This window comes from Photobacterium sp. TLY01 (assembly GCF_021432065.1).
Taxonomy (GTDB): domain Bacteria; phylum Pseudomonadota; class Gammaproteobacteria; order Enterobacterales; family Vibrionaceae; genus Photobacterium; species Photobacterium halotolerans_A.
In genome coordinates this window covers 2,177,577-2,196,123 of the sequence record NZ_CP090364.1, presented here as the reverse complement: position 1 = coordinate 2,196,123, position 18,547 = coordinate 2,177,577, and the positions used below count along the sequence as shown (strand labels likewise).

The following is an 18,547-nucleotide window of genomic DNA, read 5'->3' as shown; positions in this document are numbered from 1 at the left end:
CTAGGTCAAAAGGAGTGAATAGGATCACACTTTTACTCGCCAGGGAGAGACTGATGTCAATGACGCCGCCTTAGCCGACAACCCACCTTCTCATCTTTCTAACCTCTTGTTGACACAATTTTTTGAGAAATTTTATGATAGAAACGATAAAGCGTGATTGGTTGTCCAATGTGCGTGGTGATGTCTTGTCCGGGCTTGTAGTTGCACTGGCTCTGATTCCTGAAGCGATTGCTTTTTCCATCATTGCCGGGGTTGATCCGAAAATCGGCCTGTATGCGTCATTCAGTATCGCGGTCATTATTGCGTTCACCGGCGGTCGTCCGGGCATGATTTCAGCGGCCACCGGTGCGATGGCGTTGTTGATGGTGACTCTGGTCAAAGAGCATGGGTTGCAGTATCTGCTGGCTGCCACAGTACTCACAGGTCTCTTACAAATCCTTGCCGGGTATCTGAAACTGGGTGATCTGATGCGTTTTGTCTCCCGTTCGGTCGTCACGGGGTTTGTGAACGCCTTAGCGATTTTGATCTTTATGGCTCAGTTGCCTGAGCTGACCAATGTGACCTGGCATGTTTATGCCCTGACCGCTGCCGGGCTGGGAATCATCTACCTGTTTCCTTATGTGCCTTATGTCGGCAAACTTCTGCCATCGCCCCTCGTGTGTATCCTTGTGATTACTGCTGTGACATTGAGTCTAGGCATTGATATCCGCACGGTAGGGGATATGGGTCAATTGCCTGACACTTTGCCAGTTTTCCTGTGGCCGGATGTGCCGCTGAATCTGGAAACCTTATGGATTATCCTGCCTTATTCAGTAGGCCTGGCCATCGTAGGTTTGCTGGAATCCATGATGACAGCCACAATCGTGGATGATCTTACCGACACCAGCAGCGACAAGAACCGTGAATGTAAAGGTCAGGGGATTGCCAATATTGCGACCGGTTTCCTGGGCGGTATGGCTGGTTGTGCCATGATAGGTCAGTCGGTTATCAATATTAAATCCGGCGGACGGGGCAGGTTATCCACCTTTATTGCGGGATTGTTCCTGCTGATTATGGTGGTCTTCCTGAGTGACTGGATCAAGCAGATTCCAATGGCCGCACTGGTTGCCGTCATGATCATGGTGTCGATTGGGACATTTTCCTGGTCTTCGATTAAAGATCTGAAGTCTCACCCGCTGTCGACCAATATCGTCATGGTCACGACGGTTGCTGTGGTTGTGGCGACCCACAACCTTGCCATTGGTGTCTTTGTTGGTGTTCTGCTGGCGGCCCTGTTTTTTGCCAACAAGATCGGCCACTTTATGGTGGTGAAGAGCGAGCTGGAAGAAAATGGCGAAGCAAGAACCTATCGTGTTGTGGGACAAGTCTTTTTTGCCTCTTCAGATCAATTTTCAGCCGCTTTTGACTACAAGGAAGTGCTGGAACGTGTCACGATTGATCTGTCATCGGCCCACTTCTGGGATATCACGGCTGTCTCATCGCTGGACAAAGCCGTGCTGAAGTTCCGCCGTGAAGGGACCCAGGTCAATATTATCGGCATGAATGAAGCCACAGCGACTATCGTTGATAAATTCGGTGTTCATGACAAGCCAGACGAAGTTGAAAAACTGATGGGCGGCCATTAAGGAGATAGCATGACGCAATATATCACCGCATGTATAGACGGCCAGCACTACTCGAAGGCCGTGGTGGATCTGGCTGGCTGGACGGCTCAGCGGTTAGAGACACCGCTCAAGTTGCTGCATGTGCTCGACAAAGACCGCTATCAGGCGGACTCTCAACTGTCCGGGACCATTGGTCTGGGCAGTCGCGAAGCGTTACTGAAAGAGCTCAGTGAGCTGGATGAGAAACGCTCCAAACTGGAAATACAGCACAGTAAAGCTTTGCTCAATGATCTGGAATCTCTTGTCACCGACACTGGCGTTCCTTCGGTTGTGAAGCAGCAACTGCATGGGCATCTTGTCGAGACCTTACTGGAACTGGAACCGGAAATTCGGGTGCTGGTGCTGGGCAAGTCCGGTGAGCTTCATCAAAAGAATACCAAGGCGATTGGCTCGCAGCTGGAAAGTGTGGTGCGGGCATTTTCGACCCACACCCTGATCGCGAACGGCGATTTCAGTGAACCGACAGAGTATCTGCTGGCGTTTGATGGCAGCGACACCAGCCAGAAACTGGTGCAGAAAGCCATTGATACCCCGTTACTGAAAGGCATGACGTGCCACTTGGTGATGGTCGAGGATGCGGACAACAAACGCGACGCGTTTGAATCTGCGGCTGAAACCCTGAGCAATGCAGGCATTCACGTCACTCAAGTGTGCCTGACGGGATCCGTTAGCAGTGCGATTTTGCAGTATCAGCAGGAAAAATCGATTGGCATGATAGTGATGGGGGCTTACGGCCACTCGAAACTGCGCCAGTTCTTTGTCGGCAGTAATACCACCCGGCTTCTGCTTGATGCCACAGTGCCTGTGCTGTTAATCAGATAACGCAAAAATCATCAGATATTCAGATCAAGGGAGCGATGTCGCTCCCTTTCTTGATCGTTGTGATTTGCGGTGATGCATGTGGCATCTCAGCGCAAGCAACCAAGGGTAAGGGCGCAGGCTGGCTTGTGTATGCCCGAAGGTTGCAATGATTGTCCAGGGGGGCGTAGTCTTGTATCAAGAGTCAATCTAATCTGATGATGAGGACAATTGATGCCAGAGAAGAGAAAACCATCCGTGTTGCTCGTCTGCATGGGCAATATTTGCCGCTCGCCAACTGCAGAAGCGGTGCTGCGTGCTAAGGCCGTAAATGCGGGCGTTGAACTTGAAATTGATTCGGCAGGGACGATTGGATTTCATGAAGGAAAGCGGCCGGACAGTCGTTCGCGTGCTGCCGGGGAAGCCAGAGGATACAGTTTTGAGGGGATTCGTGCCCGTCAGATCTCGGCTGGCGATTTTGAAAAGTTTGATTTTATTCTGGTTGCCGACAGGCAGAATTTGTCTGATCTGAGAGATATCTGTCCGACAGAACATCTGTCTAAATTGGCATTGTTACTGGATTTTGCCGATGCAGAGGCACAAGAAGTTCCGGATCCGTATTATGGTGGCGAGGCGGGTTTCGAGCATGTGCTGGATTTGATCGAAGCGGCTGCGGATAACATAGTCGCCGGTTTGAAAGAAAGGTGATTTTGCATCAAGGTTAAGCCGCAGTGAGTGTCGAGCCTGTGGCATTGTGCTTAAGCGGATCCGGAAAACAAAAAAGCCATGCACAAAGGCATGGCTTTTTGTTTTTCTTGCTGGGCCAGAATTACGCTTGCGTCTCTGAGACCGCTTTGGTCATAGGTGCAGAGGCCACACTCGTGGCTGTCTGGCTGCCTGCCTGACGGGTTTGAGCCAGACTGGTACGTAACGGTGCAATCGCCACCGGGGTCGTATCCAGTACCTGCTGCGGCGCAGGGGCTTTGGTCATCGGAGACACGCTGTGAATCCCACGCGGAGCGCTGGCCGTTACTTGTTGCTTCACATCAGCAGACGACGCTATGTTCGCTTGTGGGCTGACTGCCGCTGTCTGCTTTTCCGTCACTGTTTCTGTGACAGCTTCAGTGACAGGCTCTGCGATCAGAGGCTCAGTAACTTCAGCAGCAGTAACCGGACTTTCAGAAACCTGAGTTGCTGCCGGGGTTTCAATCGCCGTAGCTGGCACTGCTTCAGCTTGCTCAGTTTGCTCTGCTGGCTGACGCAGTGGCATCACTTTGCCCATGGCCAGTTCCGGCATGGCTACACCACTCAGTGGTGCAGACTGCGTCTCAGCAGGTTGCGCCGTTTGTACCGCTTCTGTTGCAAGGGTTGCGGTTTCTTCGGCTGTATCTTCTGCATGGACAGCAGGCTTGTCGTGACGAGGCCAGACTTTGCCCATAGCCATTTCAGGAGACGCGACACCGCTAGTCGGACGACGCTTCGGACGCTCAACAATTGAAACTACGTTCTCCATTTCGCTCAGGCTGTCAGACACTTCTTCTACCGCATGGGTAATGGCATCAGAAACCGCCTGATCCACCTGATCTTCATCCTGTTGAGGACGCGTATCGCGGATGCGGCGACGACGTTGACCACTGGCACGCAGGTGACGCGGTGAGCGGCGGTTACGGCGTTGACCTTCCTGACCTTCCTGGGTATCTGCGTCTGACTGCAGCTCGGCAGATTCAAGCTCGGTGGTAGCGTTGGCCTCTTTCGCCATTTCGATACCGACACTCTTCACGCGGCTTGGTGTGTGATCACTGACCGCAGCAGGGGCTTGCTCTGTTTCACCGGCTGGCTGCAGCTCTGCAGATTCCAGGCGGATCTTCTTATGCAACTGGCGACGTTGACGGCGTTGTTTTACCTTCTCGGTCTTTGGTTGCTCAACGTTGTCGGTCGCTTCAACGGTGTCAATTGCCTCTGCCGTTTCAGCTTGTTGCTGTTTTTCCTTACGGCGTTGCTTTTGCACCTCGTCGCGGCGTTGGCGCTTTTGCTCTTTGATGTCTTCGTCAGCGATGGTGCGCGGTGCAGCCGCTTTCGCTGGCTTTTCAGCCTGGGCATTACGGTCCTGCTTAGGACGTTCATTGCGACGACGTTGCTGGCGCTGACCTTTATCATCGGCTTTTGTATCGCGTGAATCGCGATCATCATCCTGACGTTGGCGGCTCTGACCCTGACGGCTGCCGTCTTTACTGCGGCGGTTATCACGACGGTTATCACGACGATTGTCACGTCGGTTATCCTGGCGTACCGCAGCTTTTGTTTCTTGTTTCTCAGCAGGTTTCTCTTCAGCACTGCTGCTAAACAGGCCAGCAAGCGCACTGAACAGACGCTGGATCAGGCCAGGTTTACTGTCTGTTTTGGCTGCCGGCTCAGTCGCTACGGCAGGCGCAGGCTTCACAACTGGTGCCGGTGCTTTTGGTGCAGTGAAACCTTGCAGAACCGGTTCTTCACGCTTTTTACTGGCACGCTCGGGCGCGGATTCCGCCGCCTCTGTCTCACGCGTTGCTTCCAGCAATTGCGGGATGTGGTAAGACAAGGTGTCTTTTTCTTCGCCGGTACGAACGCGCAACACTTCAAAGTGCGGTGTTTCAATATCTGCATTCGGCACGATCACGACTTTGACATCGTGATATTTTTCGATGTGTTGTACAGAGCGGCGTTTTTCGTTCAGCAGGTAGGACGCGACAGCAACAGGGACGATTGCCTGAACCTGAGAACTGTTGTCTTTGAGCGCTTCTTCCTCAATTAAGCGAAGAATCGACAGCGACAGCGACTCGTTATCACGCACCACACCTGTCCCCGTACAGCGAGGGCAAACATGGTGGCTGGCCTCTGCCAGAGAAGGGCTCAGACGCTGACGAGACATTTCCAGCAGACCGAAACGGGAGATCCGGCCGATTTGTACGCGGGCACGGTCCATTCGAACTGCTTCACGCAGGCGGTTTTCCACTTCACGCTGGTGGCGTACCGGGGTCATATCGATGAAGTCAATCACGACCAGGCCGCCTAAGTCGCGCAAACGCAGCTGGCGTGCAATCTCATCGGCTGCTTCCAGGTTGGTCTGCAGCGCGGTTTCTTCGATATCACCGCCTTTCGTAGCACGGGCAGAGTTAATATCGATTGACGTCAGAGCTTCTGTCGGGTCAATCACCACAGAGCCACCGGAAGGCAGGCGCACTTCACGCTGGAAAGCCGATTCAATCTGGCTTTCAATCTGATAGTGGCTGAACAGCGGCACTTCGCCTTCGTAACGTTTTACTTTAGGCAGAAAATCAGGACGGATCAGCTTGATGTGATCACGGGCGCGGTCGAAGATTTTCGGGCTGTCGATCAAAATCTCGCCAATATCACGGCGCAGATAGTCACGAATCGCACGGGCAATCACGTTACTTTCCTGATGGATCAGGAAAGGGGCTGGGTGGGCATCGGCGGCTTCTTTCACTGCGCTCCAGTGATTGAGCAGTACGTTTAAATCCCACTCCAGTTCTTCAGCGGATTTGCCCACGCCTGCCGTACGTACGATCAGGCCCATGCCATCAGGCAGTTGAAGGGTGCTCAGAGCCGCTTTCAGTTGCGTGCGTTCTTCCCCTTCGATACGGCGCGAGATACCGCCGGCACGAGGGTTGTTTGGCATCAGGACCAGGTAACTTCCCGCCAGAGAGATAAAGGTTGTCAGCGCAGCCCCTTTGTTGCCACGTTCTTCTTTATCCACCTGAACGATTACTTCCTGACCTTCTTTCAGTACTTCCTTGATATTCGGACGGCCCTGATAGGAGTAGTTGGCTGGGAAGTAGTCGCGCGCAATTTCTTTCAGAGGGAGGAAACCGTGACGCTCGGCACCATAGTCGACGAAAGCGGCTTCAAGACTAGGTTCGATACGGGTAATGCGGCCTTTGTAGATATTTGCTTTCTTAGATTCGTGTCCTGGGCTTTCGATATCAAGATCGAATAGCTTTTGACCGTCCACTAATGCGACGCGCAACTCTTCCTTCTGAGTTGCGTTGATCAACATTCTTTTCATTCTGTGTACTCATTTATTGTCGTTGTTTTAGTGAGCCAATATTGGATTTTCTACCGATGCTGCCTGACCCCAAGTCTGATTTACGGTTGCAACCTCACGGTTGGATGTTTCAGGAGTGCTCTGTGGCTACACGTATCTGCCAGCTGTACTTAAAGATGGTATAAGACCATTAAAAGTGGCTTTAAGACCTTACGGTACTCAGCCGGTAACACCGCGTCATCGCGGTTGTATCTCTAACACCGATAAAAAATCTGCAATCGGAACACTAATAATGACTCTGCATGACTTATCGTCTTACGCCTATTGCAGCGACGCCAAGCAGAGCAGGATAAAAAACATTCATCATGACGAAAATGTGACCGTCATGGCACGGAAAGTGGGAAATTCCCCTGTTCCAGACTGCAATCATAGCAGGGTGACTTTTTTGCGGCAATCTGCTTTATAGCCGTGATAGAATCTTAGGCTATGAAAGATGACAAACCGAAAGTGCAATTCATCGCGATTGCTGATGATTTTGCCGGGCAAAGGATTGATAATTTTCTCCGTGCCCGACTGAAAAACGTGCCCAAAAGTATGATTTACCGGATTTTGCGTAAGGGTGAGGTGCGAGTAAACAAAAAACGGATAAAACCTGAGTACAAACTTCAGGAAGGGGATCTGGTGAGAGTACCGCCTGTGACCTTGCCAGAGAAAGAAGCAGCGGCGCCTGTCAGTACCAAACTGGACAAAGTCGCTGAGCTTGAAAATTGCATCATTTATGAAGATGAGCACATGCTCATCCTTAATAAACCCTCAGGGACTGCTGTACACGGTGGCAGCGGCCTGAAATTTGGTGCCATCGAAGCGCTGCGGGCGTTGCGTCCGGAGGCGCGCTTTCTGGAGCTCGTACACAGGATAGACAGAGACACTTCAGGTATTTTACTGGTTGCAAAGAAACGTTCAGCCCTGCGTAAACTTCAGGAACAGTTCAGGCAGAAAACGGTTCAGAAATATTATTTTGCGTTGGTGATGGGACAATGGCCTAAAGAGTGCCGGAAAGTTACCGCGCCGCTGCTGAAAAACGAAGTCAATAGTATTGTTCGGGTCAATCCGAACGGGAAAGCGTCTGATACACGTTTTAAAATCCTGGAAAGCTTTGATGAGGCGACGCTGGTACAGGCCAGTCCGGTGACAGGCCGTACGCACCAGATCCGTGTGCATTGTCAGTACACAGGCCACCCGATTGCCTGGGATGACAGGTATGGTGACCCGCGGTTTGATGCGTATACCAAGACGACCGGGCTGAACCGTCTCTTTTTACATGCAGCAAATATCCAGTTTGAACATCCGCATTCGGGTGAGAAAGTGGAGATCAATGCGCCGATGGATGCCATGCTCAACAGAACGCTGGAATTACTTCGCCAGCGTTAATGCATTCAAAGGATTTCAATTCCCTGGCGGGACAGCATCTCACGTAAACTGATGAGTGGCAGACCGACCAGGGTATTGGGATCCCGGCCTTCAAGGCGATCAAACAAGGCGATACCTAATCCTTCGCTTTTGAAGCTGCCAGCGCACTGTAAAGGCTGTTCACGAGCCACATATTGTTGAATTTCTTCTGCTGTCAGTGCTCGGAAATGAACATGAAACGGTTCACAAATCACTTCGCTGGTGTCCGTCTGAGCGTTATACAGGCAAAGGCCCGTATAAAAAGTGACCGTCTGGCCACTCGCCGCAGCAAGCTGAGCACAGGCATTAGCGACGGAGTGAGGCTTTCCTGCAATCTTGCCATTGATAACACAAACTTGATCTGAACCGATGATCAGGTGAGTTGCGTACTCCTTTCGACAGGCACGGGCTTTCGCTTGTGCAAGACGCTTGACCAGCTCTTCCGCGGACTCGTCCGGATGCGGCGTTTCATCGATATTGGGGGAGGCGCAGTCGAACGGTATGCCGAACTTCTCCAGCAGGCTGCGACGGTAAGGAGAAGTAGAAGCCAGAAGTAGCGGTTGTTTCATGGTTTGACTCGATGTGTTTAGGTGTATTCAGTGTGTGCATTGCCCGCAATGAATGTGTGAGCAATAAGCTGAAATCTACGCTAGTTTTATCTCAGAACCAACCTTATTATACCTGCCGTACCATGGACCTGGACGGGCAATGAAAACCCCTTGGGGGGAAATGGTCAAAAGCTGGGATTTCGGACACATTTCCTTTGACTCAAACCAATTAGAAGGCTAATATTCGCGCCCTATGCAAAAGGTAAAATTGCCGCTGACGGTAGATCCGGTCCGCGCTGCTCAAAAAAAGCTCGACTATGATGGCATCATCAAAGCCGAGCTTTTAGAGCGTCTGGCTGAATCGGCTTCCAGCGTTTTAAGTGATGCAAACGTCACCTTGTCATTTGACTTTGACCAGCGTCATATCGCATTCATGCGTGGACATGCAGATGTTGATGTGATGTTAACCTGTCAGCGATGCCAGGAAGAATTCCAACACCATTACCGTGTGGATTTCTGTTATAGTCCGCTCCTCAGACCCGAGGAAGCAGATGAGTTTCCGGAAGCTTATGAGCCGGCTGAAGTCGACGAAAATGGTGAGATCAATCTGCTTCAACTCATCGAGGATGAGCTGATTCTGGAATTGCCGCAAGTGCCAATGCATGATGAAGCTGACTGTTCAGTCTCTGCATCAGGTATGAGCTTCGGTGAGATCCCTGTTGCTGATGAGCGTCCGAATCCGTTTGCAGTATTAAAAAACTTGAGTAAAAGTAATAAGGAGTAGGGTTAATGGCCGTACAAAAGAGCAAAAAATCACGTTCAGCACGTGGTATGCGTCGTTCACACGATGCACTGACTAGCGCTGCTGTATCTGTCGATCAGAACAGCGGTGAAACCCATCTGCGTCACCACGTGACTGCTGACGGTTTCTACCGTGGCCGCAAGGTTATCAACAAATAAGGTTGAACCTTGACTGGTCTAACCGTTGCACTTGATGCAATGGGTGGGGATTTCGGTCCTCAGGTAACAGTGCCTGCCGCCGTGCAGGCACTGTTACAATACCCGTCGCTAAATCTGCTTCTTTTCGGTGATCAAAGTGCAATCACCACCCAACTCTCATCGCTCAATTCTACTCATCACCCCCGTTTGACTGTTGTCCACTGCGATCATGCCATCGCGGATCACACGCGTCCGTCTCAGGCATTACGCCAAAGCCAGGGTTCGTCTATGCGCCGGGCACTGGATGCCGTGGCTGAAGGTGACGCAGATGCCTGTGTCAGCGCAGGGAATACCGGCGCTCTGATGGCATTGGCTCGCTATACATTGAAACAATTACCGGGTGTGGAGCGTCCTGCTCTGGTTTCGGCCATTCCCAGCCGAAACGGCGGCAAAACCTGGCTGCTGGATCTGGGGGCCAATGTGTCCTGTGATGCCGATACATTGTTTCAGTTTGCAGTGATGGGGTCGGTACTGGCGGAGCAGGAAATGACAGGCAGACCGCCCAGAGTGGCGCTGCTTAATATTGGTTCTGAAGAAATTAAGGGCAATGATCTTGTGAAACGCTGCGCATCTATGCTCAGCCGTTCACCGGATGTTCATTATATTGGTTATGTTGAAGGCAATGAGCTCTATGACGGCAAAGCCGATGTGGTGGTCTGCGATGGTTTTGTCGGTAATGTCAGCCTGAAAACCAGCGAAGGGGTTGCTAATCTCTTTATAGAGAGCTTTAAACAGGCCGTCAGCCAGCACCCGATTAAGCGATTGATCGCTAAGTGGCTGTTTAGTGACCTGTTCCGTCAGATTCAAAGCCTGAACCCCGACCAGTACAATGGTGCAAGTCTGTTAGGATTGCGCGGTATTGTCGTGAAAAGCCATGGAAGTGCCGACATTGCTGCTTTGACCAATGCGATTGGTGAAGCGGTACACGAAATCAAACGGAAGATACCGGCAAAAATCAGTGACCGTTTGGAACACGTACTACTTGAGAGGCATTTTTAGTCTTCATGTATAGCAGAATATTAGGCACTGGCAGCTATCTGCCAGAGCAGGTTCGTACCAACGCGGATCTGGAAAAAATGGTGGATACCAGCGATGAGTGGATTGTCGCTCGCACCGGTATTCGTGAGCGCCGCATCGCGGCAGAAGACGAAACTGTAGCTGTAATGGGCTATCACGCGGCAAGCCGTGCGATGGACATGGCCGGTGTTGCGGCGGAAGAAATTGATTTAATTATCGTTGCGACAACGTCAGCCAGCCATGCTTTTCCATCTGCAGCCTGCCAGGTACAGGGAATGCTTGGTGTGAAAGGGTGCCCGGCATTTGATCTTGCGGCAGCCTGTTCCGGTTTTGTCTATGCCCTGAGTGTGGCGGATCAACACATCAAAACCGGTATGGCAAGCAAAGTCTTAGTGATAGGTGCGGACGCGCTGTCTCATAAGTGTGACCCGGAAGATCGCTCCACCATCATTTTATTTGGTGATGGTGCAGGGGCCGTCGTGCTGGGCGCCAGTGAAGAAGCCGGTATCATTTCTACCCACTTACACGCAGATGGCCATTTTGGCGGTTTGCTGAGTTTGGCTGTGCCTGAACATGGTGAGACCTTTGACTGTAACAAATGGCTCTACATGGCTGGCAACGAAGTGTTCAAAGTGGCTGTCACACAGTTGTCGAATCTGGTGACGGATACGCTGGCAGCCAACAATATGGAAAAATCCGATTTGGATTGGCTGGTGCCACATCAGGCCAATTTACGCATTATTACGGCGACGGCGAAAAAGCTGTCAATGTCGATGGATCAAGTTGTCGTGACTTTGGATAAGCAAGGGAACACGTCAGCTGCAACGGTGCCGGCCGCGTTGGATGAAGCCGTACGCGATGGTCGCATCAAGCGGGGACAGACACTGTTGCTGGAAGCCTTTGGTGGTGGATTCACCTGGGGTTCGGCACTGGTGAAATTCTGATAGCACCGCACGTTTTTTACTATGAGGCACAGGCGGAATTAATCAAATCTCGCCTGAATACCGCATCACTGATGGCATCTTGGATGCCATTTCTCTTTGTATAAGGATTCTCGAATGTCTAAGTTCGCGATTGTTTTCCCGGGACAGGGCTCTCAGGCTGTTGGCATGCTGGCTGAACTGGCTGAGCAGTATGAAAGCGTACAGCAAACTTTTGCACAAGCATCTGAAGCGCTGGGTTATGATCTGTGGGCACTGGTTCAGAATGGCCCGGCCGAAGATCTGAATCAGACCCACCGCACACAGCCTGCGCTTCTGGCGGCATCTGTGGCTATCTGGCGTGTCTGGCAGCAAGAAGGCGGTGCACAACCTGCAGTTCTGGCGGGTCACAGCCTGGGTGAGTACTCTGCGCTGGTTTGTGCCGGTGTGCTGGACTTTAGCGATGCCATTAAGCTGGTTGAACTTCGTGGCCAGTTAATGCAGGAAGCGGTTCCGGCTGGCGTGGGCGCGATGTCGGCAATCATTGGTCTGGACAATGATGCGATCGCCAAAGCGTGTGAAGAAGCGGCTCAGGGCGAAGTGGTTGCACCGGTTAACTTCAATTCACCGGGTCAGGTTGTGATTGCCGGACACAAAGCCGCCGTGGAACGTGCGAATGAACTGTGTAAAGCCGCAGGCGCAAAACGTGCATTGCCGCTGCCAGTCTCTGTCCCGTCTCACTGTGAGCTGATGAAACCCGCTGCCGATAAACTGGCTGTGGCGCTGGAGTCTGTGACTTTCAATGCACCGGCTATTCCTGTGATTAACAATGCAGACGTTGCGACAGAAACCGATCCGGCAGCGATTAAGCTGGCGCTGGTGAAACAGCTTTATGGCCCGGTTCGCTGGACTGAATCTGTCGAACGTATGGCTGCTGAAGGTGTCGAACTGCTGCTGGAAGTCGGGCCGGGCAAAGTGCTGACAGGCCTGACTAAGCGTATTGATAAGTCATTGAATGGCGCAGCGGTGAATGATCCTGCCAGCCTGGCAGCCGCGAAATAATTTTAAGTTGCCGCGATGGCTGTTGGTCAGTTCGCGGCGAAACGAATCATCAGCCTGTGAACAACAACAGGCTATATAAAGAGGAAATAACATGAGCCTGGAAGGTAAAGTTGCTCTGGTTACCGGCGCAAGTCGTGGTATTGGCCGTGCGATCGCAGAAATTCTGGTTGAGCGTGGTGCAACCGTCGTTGGTACGGCCACTTCTGAAAGCGGCGCGGAAGCGATCAGTGCTTACCTGGGTGATAAAGGCAAAGGCCTGGCACTGAATGTCACCTCGCAAGAGTCTATCGATGCGGTACTGAAGCAGATCAAAGAAGAATTTGGTGATGTTGATATTCTGGTGAACAACGCCGGTATTACGCGCGATAACTTGCTGATGCGTATGAAAGATGACGAATGGCAGGATATCATCAACACGAATCTGACCTCGATTTTCCGTCTGTCTAAAGCTGTGCTACGTTCAATGATGAAAAAGCGCTACGGACGTATTATCAGCATTGGTTCAGTGGTCGGTACTATGGGTAATGCGGGCCAGGCGAATTATTCAGCGGCAAAAGCCGGTGTCATTGGTTTCACTAAATCCATGGCTCGCGAAGTGGCTTCACGGGGTATTACTGTGAATGCAGTTGCGCCAGGTTTTATTGAAACGGACATGACCAAAGCTCTGAATGATGAGCAGCGTGCTTCTACTTTGTCTGCCGTGCCTGCGGGACGTTTAGGCGAGCCGCGTGAAATTGCAGCAGCAGTTGCATTTCTGGCTTCTGACGATGCTGGTTACGTGACAGGCGAAACCCTGCACGTTAACGGCGGCATGTACATGATTTAAGCAAAAAAGTTGAAATCTTTTTGGATGCAGGTCAAACTCACGTAGATTTGACGCAGAATCGTGGTTTGACCAGCACCCTGAGTGTTGCAACTTTTACAGTAATGAATAAACTACAGCAAATCGCAATAGCGAACTCTTGTTAAGGAAATAGATTAGTATGAGCAACATCGAAGAACGCGTAAAAAAAATCATCGTTGAGCAGCTGGGCGTAGATGAGTCTGAAGTAAAGAACGAAGCTTCATTTGTTGACGATCTGGGTGCTGACTCTCTGGATACTGTTGAGCTGGTCATGGCTCTGGAAGAAGAATTCGACACAGAAATTCCAGATGAAGAAGCTGAGAAAATTACTACAGTTCAGGCAGCTATCGACTACGTTGTAAGCGCTTCTGCTGAGTAATCTCAAGAACACTTCCAGGCGGTCTCCATGACCGCCTGATTTTCATTTGTAAATCCTTATTTAATACTTCAGTTCCCGGAGAATAAATCGTGTCTAAGCGTCGCGTAGTTGTAACTGGCATGGGTATGCTGTCGCCGGTTGGCAATACTGTCGAATCTTCATGGAAAGCCTTGTTGGCAGGCCAGAGTGGTATCAGCAATATTGAGCACTTCGATACGAGTGATTTTGCAACCCGTTTTGCTGGCATGGTCAAAGACTTCAATTGCGAAGATTACATGTCAAAGAAAGATGCCCGCAAAATGGATTTGTTTATCCAGTACGGCGTGGCCGCTGGCATTCAGGCGCTGAAAGACTCTGGTATTGAAGTCAGCGAAGAAAACGCCAATCGTTTTGGTGTTGCTATCGGTTCAGGTATTGGCGGTATTGGTCTGATTGAAGTCAACCACCAGGCAATGCTTGAAAAAGGTCCGCGTAAGATCAGCCCGTTTTTTGTACCTTCCACTATTGTTAACATGATTGCAGGCCACCTGTCTATCATGTACGGCCTGCGCGGTCCAAATATTGCAATTTCTACTGCCTGTACGACTGGCTTGCACAACATAGGTCACGCCGCCCGTATGATTGCATACGGTGATGCGGACATGATGCTGGCTGGTGGTGCAGAGAAAGCATCAACACCGCTGGGTATGGGCGGTTTTGCTGCAGCGAAAGCCTTGTCTACCCGTAATGATGATCCTCAGGGCGCGTCTCGTCCTTGGGACAAAGATCGTGATGGTTTCGTCCTGGGCGACGGGGCCGGCATGATGGTGTTGGAAGAGTATGAGCACGCGAAAGCGCGTGGCGCCAAAATTTATGCGGAGCTGGTTGGCTTTGGCATGAGTGGCGACGCTTATCACATGACTTCGCCAAGTGCTGACGGCTCTGGCGGTGCGCTGGCCATGGAAGCGGCGATTCGTGATGCTGCGATCTCACAAGATCAGATTGGTTATGTGAATGCACACGGTACCTCGACACCGGCTGGTGACGTTGCTGAGACGCTGGGCATTAAACGTGCCCTGGGTGCCGCAGCGGACAAGGTGCTGGTTTCTTCAACGAAATCAATGACAGGTCATTTGCTGGGCGCAGCGGGTTCAGTTGAATCCATTATTACTGTGATGTCTTTGGTTGATCAGGCGGTACCGCCGACTATCAACCTGGAGAATCCGGACGAAGGTTGTGATCTGGATTATGTTCCAGGGGAAGCCCGTCAGGTTTCGATGGAGTACGCTTTGTGTAACTCTTTCGGATTTGGCGGCACGAATGGCTCTTTGCTGTTCAAGAAAATCTAAGTCGATTCTGTTATGCTAGACGGCCCGGTCATCTAACCGGGCCGTTTTTTTATGGTGGGCGTAATGGTGTGGATCAGCAGCGCTGAAAAGGGCTATGTGGAACAAGACAGGATTGCCGCGGATGACCGTGCTTTTTTGTACGGTGATGGTTGTTTTACCACTGTGCTCATTGAACACAGGAAACCCAGACTTTGGCCACAGCACCTTGAACGCCTGCAAACGACTTTAAAAAGGCTGGGCATTGACGCGCCGGACTGGTCGCCCTTAACAGAGAAGGTGATGTCTCTTGCCTGGGGGTATCCTGAGAAAGGTGTTGTAAAAATAATTATCAGCCGTGGTGTCGGAGGCAGAGGTTACAGCCCGGCCGGTTGCCATCAGACTCAGGTCATGATTTCCGGCTTTGCCTGGCCATCCTTTTATAAGCGGTGGCAACAGGAAGGGGTTGAGCTTGGTGTCTGCCAGCAGCGACTCGGCCTTTCCCCCATGTTAGCCGGTTTAAAGCACCTGAACCGCCTGGAGCAGGTGTTACTGAAGCAGGAAATTGAAGAGAATGGCTGGTTGGATGCTGTGGTGCTGGATGCGAATGGTCATGTAGCGGAAACCAGTGCTTCCAATATTTTCTGGCGTTGTGGCAACACATTGTACACGCCGGCTTTGGATCTGGCTGGCGTGCATGGCTTAATGCGAGCACATGTCTGTGAACAGGCAAGCGCATTGGGCTATTGTCTTGAGTTTGTCAAAAGCCCGCTCGACACCTTGCTTTGCGCGGATGAAGTCTTTATTACTAATGCGTTGATGGCCCTGGTGCCGGTCACGCGAATCCAAACGAAAACGTACACTGAACGCAGTGCGTTGAAAGCGATAACGAAGAGGTTGTACACGTGCTAAAGAAGCTGGCATTGGTGTTTGTACTGCTGGGGGCCATTGCGGCAGGCGGTGCAGGTTGGACGTATCTGCAGGTAAGAGCAAGTATTGACCAGCCACTGATAAAAAATACTGAGCCATATCTGACCGTCAGACAGGGCGCCACCTTTCGTGGACTACTGTATCAGTTAACACAAATGGGGCTGATTGCCGATTCGCCCTGGACACGCTGGATCGGACGAATCGAACCGCAATTGGCTCAAATCAAAGCAGGGACGTATTCAATAGAACAGGCGCAGACCCTGCGCGATATCTTAAAGACAGTGGCCTCGGGCAAAGAGCATCAGTTTTCGATCACTTTACTGGAAGGTGGCCGTTTTTCAGATTGGCTGGCTGAGCTGAAAAATGCGCCGATGCTGAAGAACGACACGTTCCAGATGACCGAGAAGGATATCGCCAAAGCAATTGGTGCCGATGTCGACAAGCTGGAAGGGTATTTATTACCTGAAACCTATCACTATACGGCGGGTACTTCCGATCTGGCCTTACTGAAACGTGCTTACCGGCATATGACAGAGCTGCTGGATACGGCATGGCAAAGCCGCGACAATTCGATTCCGCTCAATAACCCTTATGAAGTCTTAATTATGGCCTCCATTATTGAGAAAGAAACGGCGGTCGATGAGGAGCGGGCTAAGGTGTCATCTGTCTTTATGAACCGTCTGCATAAAGGGATGCGTCTTCAGACGGATCCGACAGTGATTTACGGTTTAGGGGAGCAATTTGACGGCAATATTCGCAGAAAAGATTTGCGCACCCCAACCCCCTATAACACCTATACCATTGACGGCTTGCCGCCCACGCCGATTGCTATGCCCAGTGCGGCCTCGGTGAATGCAGCCGTGAAACCAGCCCAGACCGGCTACTACTATTTTGTGGCGGACGGAAAAGGGGGTCATACTTTTTCAACAACGTTGAGCGAGCATAATCGTGCTGTTCGCCATTATCTAAAGATATTAAAACAATAAATGAACGGAAAATTTATCGTCATCGAAGGCCTGGAAGGGGCGGGTAAAAGTACTGCGATTGCCACTGTACTCGACACACTCGCGGCACGGGGGATTACCGACATTCAGTCGACCCGTGAGCCGGGCGGGACGCCGCTGGCCGAGCAAATGCGCTCGCTGGTGAAAGAAGGGCACCCGGAAGAGCCGCTGACTGATATGGCAGAGCTGCTGTTACTCTATGCGGCGCGCAGCCAGCTGGTTGAAAATGTCATTAAGCCTGCACTGCAGGCCGGGCAGTGGGTCGTCGGGGATCGTCATGATATGTCATCACAGGCTTATCAGGGCGGCGGCAGAGGTTTCGATGCAAAGCTGATGTCTCAGCTTAAAACCATGGTGCTTGGCGATTTTGAACCGGATCTGACCATTTACATGGACATTGACCCTGAACTGGGTCTGTCGCGGGCTCGGGGACGCGGGGCACTGGACCGTATTGAAAAAATGGACTTGTCTTTCTTTGAGCGAACCCGGGAGCGCTTTTTAGCACTGTCTCGTAATAATCCCAAAGTGGTGATGATTGATGCCTCACAATCGCTGGAAGCCGTGACCTCGGATATCCGCCAGCAGTTGAATACCTGGCTGACACAGCAGGAGTCAGCATGAGTTATCCCTGGCTGACAACGGTCTGGCAGCAATGGCAGCAGCTTCTGAGCCAGGATCGTTTGCACCACGCCATGCTGTTGATTTCACCTGCCGGGTGCGCCGGGGATGTACTGATACGTCAGCTGGCAAAAACTGTGCTTTGTCAGAACGGCGTTGAAGAACCCTGTGGGATCTGCCACAGCTGCCAGCTGTTTGATGCCGGGACGCATCCGGATTGTCACAGTATCAGCCCGCAGGATGGTAAAGCTATCGGTGTTGATATGGTTCGCCAGTGTCATCACTGGGCATGGGAAACCTCTCAGCTCGGGGGGAAGCGCGTGGTGCTGATTGAGCAAGCAGAGCACATGGGCGAGGCCGCGGCGAATGCGCTGCTGAAAACACTGGAAGAGCCGCCGGAAAATTGCCAGTTCATCTTAACCGCCACTGAGCTGGATCGCTTACTTCCAACAATGAACAGCCGGTGTAACAAGTGGCGTCTGCCCCTGCCACCTGAGCAGGATGTAAAGCGCTGGGTGGAAAATAAACTGATGCAGTCAATCAAACTCGAGGCGGTACGGCTGAATGGCAATGCGCCGCTGGCTGCTCTTGCGTTTATTGAGCAGGGGCAGGATATCCGTCATCAGAATTTGCTGGCAGGCTTTCATCAGTTTCTGTCTCCACCCTATCATGGCCTGTTCAGCGTGGCTGAAAACTGCATGAAGGATGGTCACTTGAGCCTGAAATGGCTGAGTTATTTTCTGGTTGATTGCCTCAAAATGCAGCAAGGTGCCGAACAGCACTTGATGCATTGTGAGTCTGCACCTTTGGTTCGGCAGGTGGCGGAGCAGCTGAGCTCGGCCACTTTGCTGGCGCAGATCAAAGGGCTTAATGCCCTGATTCGGGAACTGGAAACCCACCCCGGCCTGAATAATGAGCTGTTGATCTCTGACTGGTTGTCAGGCTTCATCAGCGCAGCATAAATACACT

18 protein-coding genes are annotated in these 18,547 nt (G+C 51.6%); 16 read left to right on the top strand and 2 right to left on the bottom strand.

Annotated features, from left to right (window positions below):
• Positions 1-134 precede the first annotated feature (134 nt).
• From LN341_RS10460 to LN341_RS10450, 3 genes are all read left to right on the top strand, one after another.
• The gene (locus LN341_RS10460) at positions 135-1,625 is read left to right on the top strand and encodes a SulP family inorganic anion transporter (protein ID WP_234203246.1); all 1,491 of its coding nucleotides are present in this window, start codon (positions 135-137) and stop codon (positions 1,623-1,625) included.
• 9 nt (positions 1,626-1,634) lie between these two features.
• Positions 1,635-2,486 (top strand): universal stress protein, encoded by an 852-nt coding sequence (locus LN341_RS10455; protein WP_234203245.1) that lies wholly within the window; start codon positions 1,635-1,637, stop codon positions 2,484-2,486.
• Between the two features lie 210 nt (positions 2,487-2,696).
• A complete protein-coding gene (locus LN341_RS10450; protein ID WP_234203244.1) occupies positions 2,697-3,170 on the top strand; it encodes a low molecular weight protein-tyrosine-phosphatase in 474 nt (157 codons plus the stop codon).
• Positions 3,171-3,291: 121 nt separating this feature from the next.
• Here LN341_RS10450 and rne read toward each other — a convergent pair whose 3' ends face one another.
• The gene (gene rne, locus LN341_RS10445; RefSeq protein WP_234203243.1) at positions 3,292-6,525 is read right to left on the bottom strand and encodes a ribonuclease E; all 3,234 of its coding nucleotides are present in this window, start codon (positions 6,523-6,525) and stop codon (positions 3,292-3,294) included.
• Positions 6,526-6,990: 465 nt separating this feature from the next.
• Here rne and rluC point away from each other — a divergent pair, with 465 nt between their 5' ends.
• On the top strand, positions 6,991-7,935 hold the full coding sequence (gene rluC, locus LN341_RS10440) for a 23S rRNA pseudouridine(955/2504/2580) synthase RluC (RefSeq protein ID WP_234203242.1): 945 nt from the start codon (positions 6,991-6,993) through the stop codon (positions 7,933-7,935).
• 5 nt (positions 7,936-7,940) lie between these two features.
• Here the strand turns inward: rluC and LN341_RS10435 are convergent, their stop codons facing one another.
• A complete protein-coding gene (locus LN341_RS10435; protein WP_046218615.1) occupies positions 7,941-8,522 on the bottom strand; it encodes a nucleoside triphosphate pyrophosphatase in 582 nt (193 codons plus the stop codon).
• A 232-nt stretch (positions 8,523-8,754) separates the two neighbouring features.
• On the opposite strand from LN341_RS10435, the gene yceD reads away from it, so the two are divergent.
• The 12 genes from yceD (at position 8,755) to holB (ending at position 18,540) form a co-directional block, all read left to right on the top strand.
• A complete protein-coding gene (gene yceD / locus LN341_RS10430) occupies positions 8,755-9,285 on the top strand; it encodes a 23S rRNA accumulation protein YceD (protein WP_046218614.1) in 531 nt (176 codons plus the stop codon).
• Positions 9,286-9,290: 5 nt separating this feature from the next.
• Positions 9,291-9,461: a 50S ribosomal protein L32 gene (gene rpmF / locus LN341_RS10425; RefSeq protein ID WP_027253512.1), complete on the top strand. Its 171-nt coding sequence runs from the start codon at positions 9,291-9,293 to the stop codon at positions 9,459-9,461.
• A gap of 9 nt (positions 9,462-9,470) precedes the next feature.
• Positions 9,471-10,499, top strand: a complete 1,029-nt coding sequence (plsX, locus tag LN341_RS10420) for a phosphate acyltransferase PlsX (RefSeq protein WP_046218613.1) — start codon at positions 9,471-9,473, stop codon at positions 10,497-10,499.
• A gap of 5 nt (positions 10,500-10,504) precedes the next feature.
• Positions 10,505-11,461 (top strand): beta-ketoacyl-ACP synthase III, encoded by a 957-nt coding sequence (locus LN341_RS10415; RefSeq protein WP_046218612.1) that lies wholly within the window; start codon positions 10,505-10,507, stop codon positions 11,459-11,461.
• Between the two features lie 114 nt (positions 11,462-11,575).
• A complete protein-coding gene (gene fabD, locus LN341_RS10410; RefSeq protein WP_046218611.1) occupies positions 11,576-12,499 on the top strand; it encodes an ACP S-malonyltransferase in 924 nt (307 codons plus the stop codon).
• A 91-nt stretch (positions 12,500-12,590) separates the two neighbouring features.
• Positions 12,591-13,325 (top strand): 3-oxoacyl-ACP reductase FabG, encoded by a 735-nt coding sequence (gene fabG, locus LN341_RS10405; protein WP_027253508.1) that lies wholly within the window; start codon positions 12,591-12,593, stop codon positions 13,323-13,325.
• 157 nt (positions 13,326-13,482) lie between these two features.
• The gene (gene acpP, locus LN341_RS10400; RefSeq protein WP_027253507.1) at positions 13,483-13,722 is read left to right on the top strand and encodes an acyl carrier protein; all 240 of its coding nucleotides are present in this window, start codon (positions 13,483-13,485) and stop codon (positions 13,720-13,722) included.
• A gap of 89 nt (positions 13,723-13,811) precedes the next feature.
• On the top strand, positions 13,812-15,050 hold the full coding sequence (gene fabF / locus LN341_RS10395; RefSeq protein WP_046218610.1) for a beta-ketoacyl-ACP synthase II: 1,239 nt from the start codon (positions 13,812-13,814) through the stop codon (positions 15,048-15,050).
• Positions 15,051-15,113: 63 nt separating this feature from the next.
• Positions 15,114-15,938 (top strand): aminodeoxychorismate lyase, encoded by an 825-nt coding sequence (pabC, locus tag LN341_RS10390; protein WP_046218609.1) that lies wholly within the window; start codon positions 15,114-15,116, stop codon positions 15,936-15,938.
• A complete protein-coding gene (gene mltG, locus LN341_RS10385) occupies positions 15,932-16,942 on the top strand; it encodes an endolytic transglycosylase MltG (RefSeq protein WP_234203241.1) in 1,011 nt (336 codons plus the stop codon). Before pabC ends, mltG begins: the two co-directional genes overlap by 7 nt.
• Positions 16,943-17,581, top strand: coding sequence for a dTMP kinase (gene tmk / locus LN341_RS10380; protein WP_234203240.1), 639 nt, complete (start codon positions 16,943-16,945; stop codon positions 17,579-17,581).
• On the top strand, positions 17,578-18,540 hold the full coding sequence (holB, locus tag LN341_RS10375; protein WP_234203239.1) for a DNA polymerase III subunit delta': 963 nt from the start codon (positions 17,578-17,580) through the stop codon (positions 18,538-18,540). The genes tmk and holB overlap by 4 nt, the downstream gene beginning before the upstream one ends.
• The last annotated feature ends 7 nt before the right edge of the window (positions 18,541-18,547 follow it).